Source organism: Microbulbifer maximicatervae (SeqCode) (genome assembly GCF_052467955.1).
Genome location: NZ_CP174329.1, coordinates 2,434,480 through 2,452,359, shown reverse-complemented (window position 1 = coordinate 2,452,359; position 17,880 = coordinate 2,434,480). Strand labels below are relative to the sequence as shown.

General features: G+C 48.1%; 16 protein-coding genes and 1 tRNA gene. 3 read left to right on the top strand and 14 right to left on the bottom strand.

Translation table 11 applies throughout. From position 1 onward, the window contains the following. Positions 1–2: 2 nt before the first annotated feature. Positions 3–998: a 23S rRNA pseudouridine(955/2504/2580) synthase RluC gene (gene rluC, locus ACJJI5_RS10605; protein WP_444896969.1), complete on the bottom strand. Its 996-nt coding sequence runs from the start codon at positions 996–998 to the stop codon at positions 3–5. A 784-nt stretch (positions 999–1,782) separates the two neighbouring features. Here rluC and rne point away from each other — a divergent pair. Both rne and ACJJI5_RS10595 read left to right on the top strand, forming a co-directional pair. Next, complete coding sequence (rne, locus tag ACJJI5_RS10600; protein ID WP_445356233.1) at positions 1,783–4,749, top strand: ribonuclease E; 2,967 nt, start codon at positions 1,783–1,785, stop codon at positions 4,747–4,749. A gap of 165 nt (positions 4,750–4,914) precedes the next feature. Beyond that, positions 4,915–5,002, top strand: a tRNA-Ser gene (locus ACJJI5_RS10595). A 264-nt stretch (positions 5,003–5,266) separates the two neighbouring features. Here the strand turns inward: ACJJI5_RS10595 and ACJJI5_RS10590 are convergent. From ACJJI5_RS10590 to ACJJI5_RS10580, 3 genes are all read right to left on the bottom strand, one after another. Beyond that, the gene (locus tag ACJJI5_RS10590; protein ID WP_444914010.1) at positions 5,267–6,520 is read right to left on the bottom strand and encodes a Y-family DNA polymerase; all 1,254 of its coding nucleotides are present in this window, start codon (positions 6,518–6,520) and stop codon (positions 5,267–5,269) included. Then, positions 6,520–6,909 (bottom strand): LexA family protein, encoded by a 390-nt coding sequence (locus ACJJI5_RS10585; protein ID WP_444908054.1) that lies wholly within the window; start codon positions 6,907–6,909, stop codon positions 6,520–6,522. The genes ACJJI5_RS10590 and ACJJI5_RS10585 overlap by 1 nt, the downstream gene beginning before the upstream one ends. Before the next feature lie 101 nt (positions 6,910–7,010). Further along, positions 7,011–7,208, bottom strand: a complete 198-nt coding sequence (locus ACJJI5_RS10580; protein WP_444914011.1) for a hypothetical protein — start codon at positions 7,206–7,208, stop codon at positions 7,011–7,013. A 99-nt stretch (positions 7,209–7,307) separates the two neighbouring features. On the opposite strand from ACJJI5_RS10580, the gene ACJJI5_RS10575 reads away from it, so the two are divergent. Continuing rightward, positions 7,308–7,649 (top strand): helix-turn-helix domain-containing protein, encoded by a 342-nt coding sequence (locus ACJJI5_RS10575; RefSeq protein ID WP_445356310.1) that lies wholly within the window; start codon positions 7,308–7,310, stop codon positions 7,647–7,649. 105 nt (positions 7,650–7,754) lie between these two features. Here the strand turns inward: ACJJI5_RS10575 and ACJJI5_RS10570 are convergent, their stop codons facing one another. From ACJJI5_RS10570 to ACJJI5_RS10525, 10 genes are all read right to left on the bottom strand, one after another. After that, positions 7,755–7,985, bottom strand: a complete 231-nt coding sequence (locus ACJJI5_RS10570; RefSeq protein ID WP_444896955.1) for a hypothetical protein — start codon at positions 7,983–7,985, stop codon at positions 7,755–7,757. 1,195 nt (positions 7,986–9,180) lie between these two features. Further along, positions 9,181–9,681, bottom strand: coding sequence for a hypothetical protein (locus tag ACJJI5_RS10565; protein ID WP_445356232.1), 501 nt, complete (start codon positions 9,679–9,681; stop codon positions 9,181–9,183). A 46-nt stretch (positions 9,682–9,727) separates the two neighbouring features. Beyond that, positions 9,728–11,083, bottom strand: a complete 1,356-nt coding sequence (locus ACJJI5_RS10560; protein ID WP_445356231.1) for an IS4 family transposase — start codon at positions 11,081–11,083, stop codon at positions 9,728–9,730. Positions 11,084–11,267: 184 nt separating this feature from the next. Next, entirely contained in the window at positions 11,268–11,615 is a 348-nt protein-coding gene (locus ACJJI5_RS10555) for a hypothetical protein (RefSeq protein WP_444896950.1), read from the bottom strand. A 112-nt stretch (positions 11,616–11,727) separates the two neighbouring features. Continuing rightward, positions 11,728–13,092, bottom strand: coding sequence for an IS4 family transposase (locus ACJJI5_RS10550; RefSeq protein ID WP_507018116.1), 1,365 nt, complete (start codon positions 13,090–13,092; stop codon positions 11,728–11,730). Positions 13,093–13,300: 208 nt separating this feature from the next. Next, positions 13,301–13,870, bottom strand: coding sequence for an HNH endonuclease (locus ACJJI5_RS10545; RefSeq protein WP_444896949.1), 570 nt, complete (start codon positions 13,868–13,870; stop codon positions 13,301–13,303). A gap of 106 nt (positions 13,871–13,976) precedes the next feature. After that, positions 13,977–14,327 carry a hypothetical protein gene (locus ACJJI5_RS10540; protein WP_444896948.1) on the bottom strand — a complete coding sequence of 117 codons (351 nt, stop codon included), beginning with the start codon at positions 14,325–14,327 and terminating at the stop codon, positions 13,977–13,979. Between the two features lie 184 nt (positions 14,328–14,511). Next, complete coding sequence (locus tag ACJJI5_RS10535) at positions 14,512–14,919, bottom strand: DUF7674 family protein (RefSeq protein ID WP_445356230.1); 408 nt, start codon at positions 14,917–14,919, stop codon at positions 14,512–14,514. Positions 14,920–14,949: 30 nt separating this feature from the next. Further along, positions 14,950–16,242 carry a group II intron reverse transcriptase/maturase gene (gene ltrA / locus ACJJI5_RS10530; RefSeq protein ID WP_445356309.1) on the bottom strand — a complete coding sequence of 431 codons (1,293 nt, stop codon included), beginning with the start codon at positions 16,240–16,242 and terminating at the stop codon, positions 14,950–14,952. Positions 16,243–16,843: 601 nt separating this feature from the next. Then, positions 16,844–17,848 carry a hypothetical protein gene (locus tag ACJJI5_RS10525; RefSeq protein ID WP_445356229.1) on the bottom strand — a complete coding sequence of 335 codons (1,005 nt, stop codon included), beginning with the start codon at positions 17,846–17,848 and terminating at the stop codon, positions 16,844–16,846. Between the last annotated feature and the right edge of the window lie 32 nt (positions 17,849–17,880).

The window sequence follows — 17,880 nt, the reverse complement described above, 5'->3', positions numbered from 1 at the left end:
CCCTACTCTTCCCTTAATCTATTCAGCACTGCACTCAGCTCCGCAGGGAGTGGAGCCTCCACCTCAACCTTGGAGCCATCTGGCAAAGAGCAGCGCACTGAAGCTGAGTGCAAAAAGAGACGCTTCAGACCGCGACCGCGAAATTCACGATTAACTTCGTCCGAGGTGTACTTGTTGTCGCCCGCCAGAGGACAACCAACAAACTGTGCATGAACTCGAATTTGGTGTGTTCGCCCGGTGACTGGCTCTGCGGAAAGCAGAGTCGCCGCCTTAAATCTCTCAATCAACTTAAAGCGAGTCTCTGAAGGCTTGCCCTCAGGGTGCACCGACACCATTCTCTCGCCGCTTTTCAAAGTGTTCTTGCGCAAAGGCGCCTCAACAACGCGGCGACCTCGGGGCCACTTGCCCACCGCCAATGCCTGATACGATTTACCGATCTTTCCCGCCCGCAACTCCGACTGAACATGCTGCAATACCGCGCGCTTGCGGGCCACCATGATGGCGCCGCTGGTATCCCGGTCCAGGCGGTGCACCAACTCAATAAACGGGCTTTGCGGAAACATCTGGCGCAAAACTTCAATCAGGCCCAATCTGACACCGCTGCCGCCATGGACCGCAAGGCCCGACGGTTTATTGATCACCATAAGCCCGTGCTTGTCGTAAAGTATGGACTCTTGGATCAGCTGGCGCAGAGATTCACCAGCGAGAGGGGCCTCAGCCTGCTCGGCAACACGAATTGGCGGCACTCGCACCACATCGCCCGCCTTTAACTTGTATTCAGCCTTTATTCGTCCTTTATTTACTCTTACCTCACCCTTACGCAGGATTCGGTATATACGTGAACGCGGCACACCCTTGAGGCGCGCCTGGAGGAAATTGTCGATCCTCTGTCCCGCCAGCTCTTCAGGTACAGTTAAAAGCTGCACGCCGCCAGATGGATTCGAGGTCTTTGATGGGGTCTCGGCCGGAGCCTTCTTAGGGTGGGGTATACTTCGCATGACGCGCATCATAGCGTTGCCAGGGATACAATTGAAGCACCTCCCTGCCCATGCTATATTCGGCCGGCCTGAATTCGGCGTATTTTCGGTCAAAGGCGACTTCCCACATGAAGAGATAGCCGTGACCCCAACGAAAATACCCCATTCGGTCGGTGCGCGGGGATGCCGCGTCATTGATAAAACTTAGCCGTTGAGATGTCCCCCAATTACCAGAACCAGAGGGGAGCTCACCGGCAACAACAGCCCGCGGTTATGCGGGTAATTATCGCGAAGGTAAGACGGGCCGTGACCCGCAGCGCTTGAAAGGACGACTCAAACTTGCGTCCGGTTTTGCAGAATACGACGAGCCAGCAACCGAACTGGCAACCAGGGCAGCACAGCTTCCGCAAGCCTGGTAAAAAAATTAAGAAGAATGGGTATCAGCCAAAAGCTGAACTGCAGAACCTCTGATGATTGACGCAAACCTTGCCGCCCAGCATGAAACAAACCAAGGGGCGGCGCCCAACCCTGCTGCAGAAGCCTGCAGCACAGGTACAGGGCAGTACTAACAAAAGGTATTAAAGGTACCAACGGATAGCACAATAACAGCGCGTATCCGGAGTTTTTGCAGAGCGAATAATAGGCAAATATCAGTCTCAACAAGCCGCATAGATCCATGGCGCGGTAGAGCTGGCATACCTTATTTTCCCTGCCCTGCCTGGTGGTCCTCTCCACCGGACAGCCAACAAGCAAGCCTGTGAGTAGCGGTGTCACACCTTTGCGCAACGCAAGGAAAACGACACGCATGAAAAGAATGCTAATCAACGCAACCCAACCTGAAGAGTTGCGTGTTGCCCTGGTCGACGGCCAGTGGCTCTATGATTTAGATATTGAGAACCGAACCCGCCAGCAGAAAAAAGCGAACATCTACAAAGGTAAGATTACCCGTGTAGAACCCTCCCTCGAAGCTGCATTCGTCGACTACGGCGAAGAGCGCCACGGGTTCCTCCCCCTGAAAGAAATCTCTCGCGAGTACTTCCTCAAGCAGCCCAAAGACATCGAAGGCCGCATCAAAATCAAAGATGTTGTCAAAGAAGGCATGGAAGTTATTGTCCAGGTGGACAAAGAAGAGCGCGGCAACAAAGGCGCCGCCCTCACCACCTTTGTCAGCCTCGCCGGCCGCTACTTGGTGTTAATGCCCAACAACCCTCGTGCCGGTGGCATTTCCCGCCGCATTGAAGGTGATGAGCGCTCCGAGCTCCGCGACGCACTGGCCAGTGTAGACGTCCCCTCAGGCATGGGCATCATCGTGCGCACCGCCGGCGTTGGCCGCAGCGGTGACGAGCTGCAATGGGACCTCAACTACCTGCTGCAACTTTGGAACGCCATCAAAGAAGAAGCTGATACCTCCAAAGCGCCACACTTCCTGTTCCAGGAAAGCAACGTCATTATCCGCGCCATCCGCGACTACATGCGCGATGATATCGGTGAAGTTATTGTCGACGACAAAGGCGCCTTTGAGCTGGCCGCAGAGTTTGCCCGCCAGGTAATGCCCCACTACGCCAATAAGGTGAAGTACTACGAAGACGCCATCCCGCTGTTCAATCGCTATCAAATTGAAAGCCAGATTGAGACAGCGTTCGAGCGCGAAGTGAAGCTCCCCTCCGGTGGCTCCATTGTTATCGATGTGACAGAGGCTCTGGTATCTATCGATATCAACTCCTCCCGCGCAACCAAGGGCGGCGATATCGAAGAGACCGCGCGCAATATCAACCTGGAAGCCGCCGACGAAATCGCTCGCCAGCTGCGCCTGCGCGATATGGGTGGACTGGTTGTAATCGACTTTATCGACATGCAGAGCAAGTCCAACCAACGCGAAGTTGAAAAGCGCATGGAAAAGGCCCTCAGCATGGACCGCGCCCGCGTTCAGGTTGGCCGCATCTCCCGCTTCGGACTATTGGAAATGTCCCGCCAGCGCCTGCGCCCATCCCTGGGTGAAACCACCTTCCGCGTTTGCCCCCGCTGTAGCGGTCAAGGCACTATTCGCGGCACCAAGTCTCTGGCCCTCTCCATTCTCCGCCTGGTAGAAGAGGAAGCGAAGAAAGAGCGCAGCGCCGAGATCCGTGCAATTACCCCGGTGAATGTCGCAACCTACCTGCTGAACGAAAAGCGTAAAACGATCTCCCAGATCGAATCCCGCAATTCCACTCGCGTAGTAGTTGTGCCCAGCGCAGAAATGGAAACGCCGCACTTTGAAGTTCAGCGCCTACGTGACGATGACACTGCAACCCTGGAAACTTCCTACAAGATTTCTGGCACTGCCGAAGAGACAGTGACCAAGAAAGAGGAAAAGCCACAGCGTCCAGCTCCAGTGCAAGCGGCCGTGCAGCAAATTGCCCACACCGCTCCAGCACCCACTCCGGAGAAAAAGGAAGAGCCTGGTCTCTTCAGCCGATTGATTAGCGCTATCGCCTCCTTCTTCACCGCAGAAGAGGAAGAGCCGAAGAAGCATCAAAAGTCCAAAGGCCGCGGCAAGGACTACCAGCAGCGCAACCGCAATCGCAACCAGCGCGGAAATCGCAACAACCGCAGCGGCCGCCCCGCGCGCCGCAAGGATGATCGCCGCGAAGACAATAAGCGCGACGACCAACGCGAAGATAAGCGCAGCGCCAAGCTGGACGAGCATGACAGCGCCTCCGATCGCCAAGGTGAAGGTCAGCGCAGACGTCGCCGTCGCCGCAACGACAACCGCCGCAGCGACAACCGCACTCAAACTGCTGAAGTCCAAAATACCGTTGATACCAACGAACAGGCTGGAGACACTTCCGATCAGCAACGCCCAGCACGTCGCCCGAGCAATGTGCGCGGCCGCCCTCAAGCGCGCCGTCGCGGCGGACGCCGCAGTGAGAACACCGCAGCAACCGCGGTAGCTCACAGTCAGGAAGAGCTGAATCGCGAAGTTCACGAAGCCATCGACGAAGCTGAAAGCGAAGCCCGCAAGACCAAGGAAGTCACAAAAGAGACTCGTACCGAGGCGCCCAAGCCCAAAGCGAAAGACTCTCAGAAGCCTCAGAGAGCTCCCAAGCAAGCAGCTCAGCCCGCCATCACAATGCCGGTGCGCACTGCTCACGAGGAAAAGTCTGAAGCACGAGAGACCCAGAAGCCTGCAGCTCAACCGCAAAGCGCCCCGCAGGCAGCCAAAGCAGCCGCCTCCGAGCAGCAACAGCAGCCTACTCAGCCCAAGCCCAAAGCTACCCCGGTAGAAAAAGCAGCTGCGCCAGCTGCCGAGCCGGCCAAGCCTGTAGAGCAAGCGCCAGAACAAAAAGCCACCACGGCAGAAGTTCCGGCTGCCCCCAAAGCTGAAACCACTCCTGCCAAGCCAGAAGTAGAAGCAGCAGAGGAAATCGTGCTTGAAGAAGCACAAGCTGCAGCTGAAGCTTTACAGGAACAGGCAGGCACCAGCGAGCCGGAAGTTCAGGAAGAAATTGTTGCCGCCGAGCAGGCAGCTTCCGAAGAGGAACCGACCGCACCTAGCCAGGGACGCGCAGTAAATGATCCGCGCATCAACCCCAAACCACTGGGTGAATTCTCAATTGTTACTGAGCGCCGTGAAGTGGGCTCCCAGCAGCCGCTGGATACCGCACAGCCGGCAGCGATTGAGCACAATCCACGCGCCCTAGCCCGCCCGGCCAACGACCCGCGTATCAGCCGCAAGGCCGTGGAAGTTGATGCCAACGCAGATATCGATCGCGACTCTGCAGAAGCGAGCTAAGCGATAGCTGCCAAGCCGCCCCAGCCAATGGCCGGGGCGGCCTTATCAACCTGACAGTAAGCCTTGAGCTGGTCAATAAATCACCTAACTTATTGAACTATATAAAAAAAATCAAAATGGCGCTTGTACATCCCGAGAAGCTATGTATAATGCGCAGCACAATTTGGTGGGGTGGCTGAGTGGTCGAAAGCGGCGGTCTTGAAAACCGTTGACTGTAACAGGTCCCAGGGTTCGAATCCCTGCCCCACCGCCATTATTCATACAGAAAGCCCTGATTTTTCAGGGCTTTTTTGTTTCTGCTATTTTTATCCCCCCACTTGTTCCCCCACTTAGCTTTTGCTAGTCCGCAACGTTTCAGATGACGCAAACTCTATACGATACGCGCCAACTGCGGCAGCGCACCAACGTCTTTATCATCTACCCCTTTCCGTGAACATTAGGTCGATTTAGCTCTTTTGCAGGCTCCACGAGAGCCCGCCCATTAACCTTACAAAGACCTCATACGCTTACGCAGCAGCTAGATCGTAATCTCCGGTAGCTGGTCCCACTGAGTCGTATAGGCTGGCGATCGATGCTCCTGCCTCATCTTCCACTTCTTGTCGATACCTTCAGCCCCCAGAAACAAGGTGCCCCGGCCAAACCGTTGATTGATCTGGTCCATGGCCTGCATGGTCTCATCTGATCGTATTGGCTGGCCCGTGGTGAACATGTCGCCCTGGCCCAGTGAGCGGGGGATAAGCTCTACCAGCCCTACCCCCGCTTTCAGGAATCTATGTCCCTGCAGGAACAGCTCTGTAATGGCGCGCTTTACCAGCTGCACTATCAGCCGTGTGTCATCCGTGGGGTATGGGCTTTGTACCACGGTGCTGCGGCTGTAGTAGAGCGGCTCATGGGGTGAGGTATGCAGGAAGACATGGATAGACTTTACCAGGGAGTCCTGGGCCCGCAGCTTCTCCGCCGCCCTGCTCGCGTACAAGGTAACGGCCTGCAGTATCGGCTGCAGATCGGTGAGCTTTTCACCGAATGAGCGTGTGCAATAGATCTGCTTCTTGGCTGGTGGCTGCTCTTCCAGACTTAGGCAACTAATGCCATTTAGCTCTTCTATCGTGCGCTCAATATTTACATTCGTATGGCTGCGTAGAATTTTCGGGTTGGCTTGTGCCAAGTCATAGGCTGTCTTGATACCCAGGTGCCCAAGTCGCCTTGAAAGGCGCCTGCCTACACCCCACACATCACCCACTTCAGTGCGTCGCTGCAGCCATTGCCACTTTGCGGGGGAGTCCAAGACGCAGACGCCCTGACATTTGGGGATCTTCTTGGCAACTCTATTTGCCAGCTTGGCCAGGGTTTTACTGGGAGCAATGCCAACGCCCACCGGCATGCGAACATCCCGCCAGAGGGTTTGCCTTATTTGCTGGCCGTAATCCAGTAGACACTCTTGCAACCCATGCAGATCCAGAAACATCTCATCGATGCTATAGACTTCAACCTCTGGACTGTACTGCTTCAGCGTTATCATTACCCGGTGGGAAATATCGCCGTACAGGGCGTAGTTACTCGAGAAGATCTTTACCCCGTGCTTTCGCAATAGATGCTCAATCTTGAAGAACGGCTGCAAGTCGGGAATACCTAACACTTTGGCTTCTTTCGAGCGAGCCACCACGCAACCATCATTATTGGAAAGGACTACCACCGGGAGCCCGCGCAGGTCGGGGCGGAATATCTGTTCGCAGCTGGCATAGCAGCTGTTGCAATCAACCAGTGCCAACATCAGCAGGACCGGTGGTACCGCACGGAAGCCTTGACCACACCCTCAACAATCAATTCCTGCCCCTCCCAAATGGGAATCGGTGCGTATTTGTCATTGGCTGATAGCAGGCGGCCCTGTTGGCGGTCGAGCACCTTGCACGTTAACTGCCCATCCAGGGCAACCACCACCACATCTCCGTGGATTGGTGTTAATGATCGGTCGACTACCAGCAGGTCCCGGTCAAAGATGCCGAGGTTCTGCATAGAGTCGCCGTTGGCGCGGGCGAGGAATGTCGCCGCCGGGCTGGTTATCAGGTGTTGATCCAGGCTCAGCGCCGCTTCTTTGTGGTCATCCGCTGGCGAAGGAAAGCCGCAGCTAACGCCACTGCCGTATAGAGGGGAAAGTTTCATGTGCTCTAGTAATATACTGTATCTTTATACAGTGTATTAGCGAGCACCCACTAAAGACAAGTAGCCAGTGTGACTCCAGGGCCTCACAGGTACTTTTGTACTCAAGCCATCTCGGCGCCGCCACCTCCTTTTGACTCAACCGAATAGATAACACCTTGGATAATGGTGCTCACTTCCTCACCTATCAGCTTTAATACGGCATCCATTCCCGCCAAATCGGGGCAGCCTGTTACCCACTCCAGGGCCACACACAGATTTGTGACTCGCTGCAATTGTCCCATTTGCGCTTTTATAGGCATGCTCAACTCCTTGTAACTATTAGCCCTATCTCAACCTTGTGTCACCTAACACCGGTTATCTTTATTGCCTTATGACGACAAGTCGCCAAACGCACCTCGATATTTGAGGCCGGATCACTAGCCGATCACCTGCGCAACGCACGGAAACAGGAGAGGATGACGATTGCACAGCTGGCAAGGCAGCAGGGGCTTGTGTCATCTCAAATTTTGAAAATGGAAACGGGCATACAAAGAATTCCGGCGGACCTGCTGCCGGTATCGTGTGAGGCGATTGGGATTACTTTGGCGGAGGTGTACGGGGTAGAGAACCTGCACCACTTTGCACAGATTCCATTTCCCCCTTTTACTGCTCGACTTTATTCGCATCTACCGGAGAGTTTTCGCAAGCATATTCACCGGGTAATTGAGAGCGACTATCAGCTCTGGAAGAGTCGGCGATAACGACCGCCTCAGGCGTCATCAATGTGTTTACTGTTTTTCAAGCAAGTATATTGATGGTCGTCTTGCAGGCACATGTTATGAATCTGATAAACTTTTAATTTTCTTCTACTTTGCCTCGCATGTTTCCCACATAAAATAAGCAACTCCTAACCCGCCAAGCGGAAAGCCAATAAAGGCAATCAAAGGTCGCAGCCATATTGGGGCTGATGGGTCAGCAATTTCCATGGTGATGGACCACATGAGAGCAGTCAGCAGCCCCCAAAAGCAAAAACCAATTCCCCAAATAAAGCGAGCCTTACCTTTTTCTCTTGTAGCCTCCCATTTTTCAACATTCATACAGCTTCCTTCGTGATACTCAACATCCATAACGTATTGATCTTTGGCAGGTCGAGCGAAGCGTAGGCTGTCTAGTGGATACCCTCAGAACCGGGACGGACGTGCTAATTTTGTGATTTCGCTTGTTATACAATTTTGCGTATATATATCTGGTTTAAATTAAGTTTTAATTACCAACTAAAGAAAGAGGCAACGCAAGAACAAAAATATAAACAGCCTTTGGACACCTAAAGCCCAGCAGCCCCCCGAAAATACCAACAAGAAAGGCTGCAATGTATTGAAGAATAACTGACTCCGTTAAACTACCCGCTACTAGATATGAAAATATAAAAATCAAAACAGTGGACAATAGTGCGTAGCAAACTCTCTCCTTCTGTGAATATTGACTATTCTTTTTCTTCAATCCTTTAAGCATATCCGTAAAACCCTGTATATGTACATATGTTACCAGCAAGCGGAGCGTAGGCTGTCCAACCCAGATCCCGACTAGGCGATCTTGCCTGGCCTGCAATAGCTGGCGCACACCGAACGATCTACTTGCAATTTGCCAGCCAACTCTGAATGGCCACAGTCCAATAAATTCACAGAGAAAAATACCATACTTCCCCCACGAATTAACTATTTGATTGGCACTCCGTAATGTAGCTGCTAGCTTACTGACTTAAAACGAAAACACTTGAACGAAGCCGTGATGCAGGTTTAAAGGAGAATTGTGATCAGGAAAAGAAAGGAACTTGCAGCAACTACAAACCACCTAAAAATTAACCGCCTTGGTAAAGTTGGCGGCCTTTTTGAAGCAAAAAAGGGAACAGTTTTACCAAGTTCAAATGTTTTGACTAGTTAAATTTTGTATCACACTATATTGAAACCGCCAAATGATTGTTTAATAATCAAATCAATAAAACTGCACACTTCCTCGCCACTCCTATCTTAATGGCACTCCGCAAAATTGCAGCGGACTACCTAACTCCGCAGTACCTGAGCGGATACTCTTGGAACGAAACTGCTCGAATATGAACCAGTAAAAATTACTCAATACTGGGTGCTATTTAGTGACACTAAACCTTCAGTTGCCACGAAAACCAATAAAACCAACCGCCACAATAACGCCCACAGCAGGGGCGGCCGAAGCGTTAGCGTAGCCGTCCCATGGGGGCCGCGATTTGCAGCGGCAGGAATGCACTGGATTGCCTTGTTAAGCGCTTTTTTCATAGGACTCGGATGCTGTTATTAGTTTTTCTAATTGCACACGGACCTTGTCGATTTCTACTGAAACGTTACGAACCTCTTGAATGTAGACATCTTGAGACTTGATGGTTAGAGAGCCCCTTGCTGATAATGACCATATGCCTACTTCACTCTTATCCCCATTCGTGTACATGGAGTGAACGAATTTGTTTCTTTGCTTTTGAACGCCCTTTATTCTTTCTATTACTTTCGCGTATCCACTTAGGTTTGGATAAGATTCCGACACTTGCTCAAAAAGCGTACCTAGAGCATTTACACGTTGCTGAAAGGTCAAATGAGCCGTCATTACAGAGACGCGCCAATCTAACATAGACTCATAGCCTGCCAATTTACTAATAGCTCTATCAATCGAGAATTCTAGAGCACCATACATGACTGTTATTTTCCCAAGTTCAATTAAATACTCATCAGGAACTGGAAGGTTTGCAATTAGATCTTTCTCGCTCATATATCAGATTCTTTGCGCTTAACGCCGCGCCTGTGTTTTATACACATCATTTAAGTCCATTTAAAGCCTCCGCTGCCTCCATATAATGGAGCAGTTTAGTGTACCCCTGCCAAACAGTTTTAACTCCGGGCTCACCATCGCCATTCCGTCCCAGAAAGCCTCCAAGTCCTGCCAACATACGAGTTATATCTCTCATACTTGGAGCTTCATTTGGTGGGGAGGTTTTAGCTTGCATTATCCATATCATACGCCACTCTTTTTCAGAGTAGAATTTCGTACACGACGTATCAGGAAGCGTTCGTGCTCGTGTTGTCATGGAGTGTAGACGCCACCCAATAATCATATAGATTGCAATACAGTTCAACATTCGCTGCTCGGTTCTAAAGCGATTACTTTCTATCTGGCATCCGCCTTTCATCACTCGGAAATAGGTTTCAATTTCCCATCGATTTCGATACCACTCAATAATGATCCTCGCTTGCTTAAAGTCCTCAACTGCAAGATCGGTCAGCAGCATCCATTCAATACCTTTTTCCCCTTCTGGTGGGCTTAATTCCTTAGCAAAGACTGCGTAGAGAGAAAGAGGTCGCTTTGATTTTCCTTTTCCCTGCAATCTTACTTCTGCAATGGATACACTGACCTTAGCTTCCCTTTCTGGCTGTCTGGGGATACCTACTGAGTATTTCCCGATGGACTTCTGCTTGGTCATATAGTCCCAAAGTAAAGTCGTATCTTCTCCTTCGATCTCTAAACTACGATTAGCTTTGGCTCGAACAATATAGCTTGCACGCCGCTGTTCATTTTGATCTTCAGCTAATTGAAACCACTCATGAATATCCCCCTCTCTATCCGCGATGCTCACAATCGTGGTTTCAGGGCAGCGCTCTTGTATCTCACAAGCTGATTCATAATGGTCTAACCAGCGTCGACTCTCTTTATCTTGTATCGACTTGGTATAGCGAGAATTAGCACTAGATCCTTTATCTCGCTGCCACATGCTACCCTCAATAATGCCCAGATTATCTCTGGATGGTGTTATAGCGATAGACGTATGTAGGAGCTGCTGATTAGTCTCTTTGCGTCGGAGTGTTCCCATTTCTTTGCTTTCTAAATCGGTAGCAAAATTTAGGAAAGTGGTATCCTGAGGGATAAGAACAACTGGCTGAACCTTGATTCTTTCAAGAGTGGCCGATTTATGGCCACTCATAATGGAGTCAAAGCTGACTTTATCATTTTCGATAAATCGATAGGCAGCAAAGGTTTCTGCCCAAGACTTATTTGCACAGGGAATGCTACCCTTTGGGTCGGAACTTAAATTACTGAGAATATTGGACAAGCGCTTATTCAATCGTGTATCACCCATAACCTGATTTTTCACTTCGTCCCTGACCCAGTCCTGCATAATTATCCAGCCAAATTTGTAGCCCCTATAACGCACAAACTGTAACTCATTGATTTTTATAATAAAACTGAAAAAACTTGTGTATAAAACTTAGCGCTTTACTAAGGGGCAGCCGAAACGCAGTGCAGGCTGCCCCACGGAGGGCCGAAGGCCCGGAGTGTACTTGAGCAACTTGTTATGGACTTCAGTTTCCACTCGGTACACTCTCTTCAAAGCTCAAGTTCATAATTCTTTTTCGATTATTAAGGCGAACCGATACATATGGACCACGACTCACAGGCTCAATTTCAAAGTATGCATGCATACCTTGCTGACTGCACTTTGAAAATAGAATTTGCTTAACCTTTACTTCTTTATGTAGCTGCGCTACCGAATAAATATATGCTCTCAATCTATCTGGAACTTCTGACCTAGGGACACCATTGCTTTCCATTAGGTATGCATGGCCCTTTATATCCCAGTATCTAGCTGTGTCTACTTCCATTCTTGCGTCCATTAGATAGTTTTTATACAAACTACCTATTTCTTTCACACAGCTCGCATTTAGCTCAGCCCGCCCTACCGTAGAGAAAGCTAAGGCTAGTACTAATAAAGTTACTCTAAGCATCGTGCACCCATAACGCCTTGACTGTGTTTTATACACATTATTTAAGTCCATTTAGAGCTTCTGCTGCCTCTATATAATGAAGTAGCTTGGTGTATCCCTGCCAAACGGTTTTAACCCCTGGCTCGCCATCCCCTTTACGCCCCAAAAAACCTCCTAAACCTGCCAACATACGGGTTATCTCCCTCATGCTTGGGGGTTCATTTGGTGGAGTAGTTTTATCTCGAATCATCCATATCATACGCCATTCTTTTTCAGAGTAGGCACTTGTACACGGTGCGTCAGGAACTCTTCGTGCATGCGTAGTTATCGAATGTAGCCGCCATCCAATAATCATATAGATCGCAATGCAGTTCAACATGCGCTGCTCTGTTCTAAAACGGTTACTTTCTATCTGGCATCCGCCTTTCACCACCCGAAAATAGGTTTCAATTTCCCACCGGCTTCGATACCACTCAATGATGACCCTTGCCTGCTTAAAGTCTTCAACTGGAAGATCAGTTAACAGCATCCACTCAATGCCTTTTTCACTCTCTGGTGGGTTTAATTCTTTAGCCAATACAGCATAGAGAGAAAGTGGTCGTTTAGATTTTCCTTTCCCAAGTAGCCGTATCTCAGTAGTGGATACGTTGACCTTGGCTTTTCTTCCAGGCTCTCCATTCCGTTTGGGAATATCTACCGTGTATAGACCGACAGATTTCTGCTCATTCATATGATCCCAAAGCAAAACCGTTTCTTCTCCATCGAGCTCTAAAGTGCGATTGGCCTTAGCTCGAACGATATAGCTCGCCCGCCGCTGTTCACTTTGATCTTCAGCCAGTTGAAACCACTCATGAATATCACCCTCTCTATCAGCAATACTCACAATTGTACTTTCAGGGCAGCGCTCCTGTATCTGACAAGCCGTTTCGTAATGGTCTAGCCAGCGTCGACTCTCCTTATCCTTTATCGACTTGGTATAACGGGAATTAGAGCTTGATTCCTTGTCTCTCTGCCACATACTACCCTCAACAACACCCAAGTTAATTCTTGATGGCGTTATAGCGATGGAGGTGTGCAAGAGTTGCTGATTGGTCTCTTTCCGCCTAAGTGTTCCCATCTCTTTACTTTCTAAGTCAGTGGCAAAATTTAGAAAGGTGGTATCTTGAGGGATAAGAACAACGGGCTGCGCCTTGATTCTCTCAAGAGTTGCCGATTTATGGCCGCTCATAATAGAGTCAAAATTGACTTTATCATTTTCGATAAAGCGATAAGCTGCAAACGTTTCTGCCCAAGTTTTGTTTGCACAGGGAATGCTATTCTTTGGATCTGAACTTAAACTACTAAGAATATTGGACAAGCGCTTATTCAAGCGTGTATCACCCATAACCTGATTTTTTACTTCGTCCATGACCCAGTCCTGCATAATAATCCAATCAAATCTGTAATTCATGCCAGGTCAAACTGTAACTTATTGATTTACATAATAAAACCGGAAAAACTTGTGTATAAAACTTAGCGCCCAGCGCAGGCGCAGCCAGCGCGGAGCACATTTTGTGTTAATGTTTGAGCGCCAGCGAGTAACACAAAAGGTGCGTAGCGTTGGCTGTCCCTCTGCCGCTGTTTGTTAGATTTTATGAAAGAGCCAACGTGAATGCTTTACGCTCTTTCTGATACTGGCGCCAACAGGATTTCCAATTTTCGTGATCGTGACAAACTCGCACAGGTTTTTCAGATTGAACGAAACGCCAAAAACTCTCTGTACGAGCTTTAACGTATTCGAACTGTTCTGTTCCAGGTTCGACTGGGGTGATACTCAACTGGGTTTTCTGATTATGGCAATCTTTGCATAGGAGCTGAAGGTTTGAGAGGTCGCCGATGGAGCCCTCAATGTGATCGATATCGCGGCCGTCTTTGCCACACTGCTCACATTTACCTTTTGATCTTTGAAGCACTTTAACCCTGACTTCACGCGAAATTTCGCGAGATTTCTTGTCATATCCCCCGGACATAATGTGAGCCAATCTAATTTTAACTGCTTCCTGGACATCAGGCTGCTCGATACGTCCATCCAAAGTGCATCTTCTAACATAGCGAATCAGCTCTGCTTCTTGCTCACAGGCAAGCGAGCAGTACAGCCGTGGCTTTACAAAAGGTGGCATTTCGCCGCTACAATGCAGGCACTCAAGCGCGGACTGGTTCATTATGTTCTCCGATAAGAAAATCTAACGCCCAAAGCACCCGAATTCCGGGCGCTTTAATGGCCTGTTTTTCTAGGCCATTGCCCGCAGTTTCGGGTGGCTTTGTTTGTTAAATGTTTTCAATTATTAACTTTCCGCCCTGGATTTTATGTGGGAGCACTATAAGCGGCTGGGCACCCTTGTAGCCATCATTGTGGACTATTTGGCCAGCGTAGCCATACAGGATTGCATTACATTTGTTCCAAAAATAAAAAAACTCCTCTTTTACGCTCCCTGGCTGGGCGATGGTATTGCATTCCTCCGCTTTGGGATCGCTGAATTCAGCGATAGCGTTTAAAACTACAATAGTTCCCCCAAAAACCTCTGAATCATCATCCTTCAGACGATGTACAAATACTTCGGTATCGCCCAGATCAAATAATTTAGGATATCCCTTGTTAAGAGCTTCAACTTCAGACATGTCTATACTTTTTGAAGTGCTATCGTTTTCGCAACCACGAAAAAATAAGATACAGAAAGAAATAATAATTAATTTAAAAATGTTGTTTAGTATCATGATTTAAGTATTACATTTAACGCCGCCATAAAAGGCGAGCAACTTGTTGCGAGTCCAGGCCACGAAGTGGCCGATTTTGATGGCTTTGTTATGCATTGCCAGTAAAAAAATCATGCATACCATACCAAAACTCTTTACTATTCTTTCCTAAGTATGAATCGAAGGCATTTAACTCAATGCCTTCATGGCTTCTTAGCATTAATACACCCTCAACGAAACCAACCATTGCACACTCAGAAATCCCCTCGTCGGGATGATTCCCTAACTTTTCGATTAAATAAAAGGCATCTTTAAGAAATTCTTGATTGCCGCATCCAAACTGTTCTATTATGCAGCGAGAAAATTCAGATGCCACTTCATACAAGCTGGGATCGAACTCTTCATTGATCTCTTTATCGAGCTCTGCTTGTTCATCAGCATATTTACACCAAAAATCTCTAAATTCAGGTAGCTTCGTGAGCAGGAGATCTAGGGCTTCTTTTTCGGATTCACTCATCATGATGCATAATCGGGATAGGGAGGCACCTCACGATGGCTCTCCTCCCACACCACCAGGCATACGGATCACGTACCATGGCGGTTCAATTCTATTCCCCTTCCTATCTGCCAATTCCGGCAGCCCCAAGTTCCTAAAGTATCTATTTGGCAATGCTCTGTAAAGGGCAGGACTTTTGCTTAGCCTCCATGGTCCATGCGCTGATTTGGCCGTGTTCCACGCTAAAAAGCGATCAACACCCAGCCTTCTTAATCTGCGGTAACCACTACGTCCCCATTGCTTCCATAAATAACATCGCAACTTCCGCCTTATCCACTTGTCCAGATCTTTCAGAGGGCTCAGTACTTCACTGATGTCAAAGTACGCTTTCCAACCAAGCAGGGACTTCTTTAACTCTTCTATGATCTGAGTAAACTTGCGGCCTCGTGTTCGGCGGGTGACCATTCTGATCTTTGCCTTCAATTTATTAATCGATGATTCTGATACCTTTATCCGGGCATCCTTCTTCAGCAATCTAAATCCTAGAAAGCTCCGCTTCCAGAAGTGATCCTCTGCACTCTTCTCAGTATTTACTGTGAGCTTCAGCTTACATTTGATGAAGTGCGTAAGGCTTACTTTTATCCGCTCTGCAGACCGACGACTTCCCACCAGAATTTGAAAATCATCGGCATATCGTACAAAACTGAGTTGCCGCTTGTGCAGCTCCCAGTCCAGTTCATTAAGCACAATGTTCGCTAGAAGCGGAGATAACGGCCCACCTTGCGGGACGCCTTTTGTTGTAGCTATTACCTTGCCATCGACTACCGTTGGCGCTTTTAGGTATCGGTTTATCAACCCCAGCACATCAGCCGGTATTCCGCTTTGCTTCAGTGTTAGCATGAGCTTGTCATGATTCACTTCATCAAAGAAGGATTTCAAGTCCATATCGATCGTCCAGCGCTTTCCTTGCCGAACAAAGTTTTGGACCTGTCTAATCGCCTGGTGTGCCGATCGATTTGGTCTAAAACCAAAACTAAGAGCATGAAACTTCAGCTCCCATTGCTCACTGAGTATCTGTGCGATAGCTTGCTGGATCAATCTATCTTGCACCGTTGGTATACCCAATGGACGCAGGCCTCCATTGCCTTTTGGTATAAAGACGCGTTTCACCGGTTGAGGACGATAACTACTACTAAGCACCTTTTGTCGGGTAGCAATCCAAGTCTGCTTAAGATGTTCCGGCAGTTGTTTTACCGTCATACCATCGAGACCTGGCGCACCCTGGTTACGAGAAACTTGTTGTAATGCTCGAAACAGATTATTCCTATCTAGAATTCGCTGCATTAAAAGAGATGGGAAATTGGACAATGTATGATTAAGTTTCCAGTTTGATGTTCACCCAGAAAAAAAATTTTTTTTCTCTGGTAACTAAGTTACTTGTCAGATGCAGTCATCAAGCTCTGCGTTAATAATACTGTCCAGAATTGTTCAGGCCTTCAGTAGCACGAAATCTACCTACTATGCCCTCTGCTGACTTCTATGGATCGGTCAAAACCAATCTCTCAGTTTTCAGTTACTCCATTAACAACCCATAGACCTCCCAGGGTAAGACATTTAACTTTCTTCACGTAGATGCTGGATTTATAAAAACGTAGGCCAATTGTGGATGGAGAGCTTTATGGTCACGTGCCCACTGGCTCCACCTGCGTCACACCTCATATCCAGTTCTTGTTCATCACCCCGTGAATTTGCGTTGGGCTTCCTCCAGCCAATACCTCGCGATATTAACCTTGCCCTTTCGCTAACCTTCGGCTCCACGAATACCTGGTAAGAGGGCTTTCACCTCTCTAGTTAAATGCCATGCCTGGCACACACGCCTCAATAACCGGCGCAGCTTTGCTGCGTCCGGCACCGAAGGTGCGTAGTTGATTGATTTGTTATGTCTTTAGTATGAACTGTCATGATTTTCCTTTTTCAAGACTCCGTTGATGGTGGAGAAGGAGAACGTATGATTGTGCTTAGGTGTTATTGCAGATGAGCCAAATTTATAATATTCACTGGTGTCATCTACTTCATACCGCATTGTTATTTTGTTGATGTTGTTTTCTTTTGCTATTTGAGAAAGATTGTTTCTTAGCTCACCTAGCTCTTTATTTAGGTTATTGAGTTGGTTTTCTGATGCAAAGTGAAGAATTAAAGACTTCTCTAATATGTCACCTTCTTTTTCTACGTTTATTTCATCTGTCATTGAGTTAGGAACAATGAAGTTTGCTTTGAATTCATTGTTATTCGCAGAAACCATGATCTTGAACAGATTGTAGAAAATAAAAATATCATTTTCTTCATTCGAGATATTGTGAAGAATGTTGTTGAGGCCAGTATGAGAGCCATTTAGAGATCTTTTCTCAGGCAATTTTGTTTTTCCTACATAATGAACAATGGTCTCTATACCTATGTCTATTTGGTTGTTAAGTAAAAAATCATGTAGGGGTGTGGTGTATTTTTCACCAATATTGTCTGTAAAGGTGATAAATTTATCAGTTACTTCAACTTTAGGTTTGTCAGATTTTTTCTTTGGGGCTGGCAAGGTGATTTTAACTGGCTTTTTATCTCTTCCAACCTCTAAGTATAAGTAGAGTTTTTTACCTGTAATCGAGTATCTAGGTTTTTTTGAAGGGCTGAACCTAACTTTCTTTCGGCTGCATATAAAATAGACAAATCTCTTTTCTAAATTGTCTTTTACCTGTTTGTTTAGCTTTTTAAACCTTTCTATGAATAGCTCTTTGAGAGGGAAAATTTCATGAGAATTAACAACTAGGTCATACCAAACCATATCAGATTGCTGGAGTTCAATATTCCACTCTTTTTCTGATTCAATGTAGATTTTGTTTTTTATGATCGTGTTGTAGTCACCGCTTGCCATTTTTTCTCCGATATTTGAAAGGGGCATAACGCCCGGCTAAGCCGCCGGAACGGAGTTGA

Bases quoted from the DNA above. Each gene is read 5' to 3' on its own strand.
- rluC (WP_444896969.1), bottom strand. From the start codon at position 998: ATGCGAAGTATACCCCACCCTAAGAAGGCTCCGGCCGAGACCCCATCA.
- rne (WP_445356233.1), top strand. From the start codon at position 1,783: ATGAAAAGAATGCTAATCAACGCAACCCAACCTGAAGAGTTGCGTGTT.
- ACJJI5_RS10590 (WP_444914010.1), bottom strand. From the start codon at position 6,520: ATGTTGGCACTGGTTGATTGCAACAGCTGCTATGCCAGCTGCGAACAG.
- ACJJI5_RS10585 (WP_444908054.1), bottom strand. From the start codon at position 6,909: ATGAAACTTTCCCCTCTATACGGCAGTGGCGTTAGCTGCGGCTTTCCT.
- ACJJI5_RS10580 (WP_444914011.1), bottom strand. From the start codon at position 7,208: ATGCCTATAAAAGCGCAAATGGGACAATTGCAGCGAGTCACAAATCTG.
- ACJJI5_RS10570 (WP_444896955.1), bottom strand. From the start codon at position 7,985: ATGAATGTTGAAAAATGGGAGGCTACAAGAGAAAAAGGTAAGGCTCGC.
- ACJJI5_RS10565 (WP_445356232.1), bottom strand. From the start codon at position 9,681: ATGAGCGAGAAAGATCTAATTGCAAACCTTCCAGTTCCTGATGAGTAT.
- ACJJI5_RS10560 (WP_445356231.1), bottom strand. From the start codon at position 11,083: ATGCAGGACTGGGTCAGGGACGAAGTGAAAAATCAGGTTATGGGTGAT.
- ACJJI5_RS10550 (WP_507018116.1), bottom strand. From the start codon at position 13,092: ATGCAGGACTGGGTCATGGACGAAGTAAAAAATCAGGTTATGGGTGAT.
- ACJJI5_RS10545 (WP_444896949.1), bottom strand. From the start codon at position 13,870: ATGAACCAGTCCGCGCTTGAGTGCCTGCATTGTAGCGGCGAAATGCCA.
- ACJJI5_RS10540 (WP_444896948.1), bottom strand. From the start codon at position 14,327: ATGTCTGAAGTTGAAGCTCTTAACAAGGGATATCCTAAATTATTTGAT.
- ACJJI5_RS10535 (WP_445356230.1), bottom strand. From the start codon at position 14,919: ATGAGTGAATCCGAAAAAGAAGCCCTAGATCTCCTGCTCACGAAGCTA.
- ltrA (WP_445356309.1), bottom strand. From the start codon at position 16,242: ATGCAGCGAATTCTAGATAGGAATAATCTGTTTCGAGCATTACAACAA.
- ACJJI5_RS10525 (WP_445356229.1), bottom strand. From the start codon at position 17,848: ATGCCCCTTTCAAATATCGGAGAAAAAATGGCAAGCGGTGACTACAAC.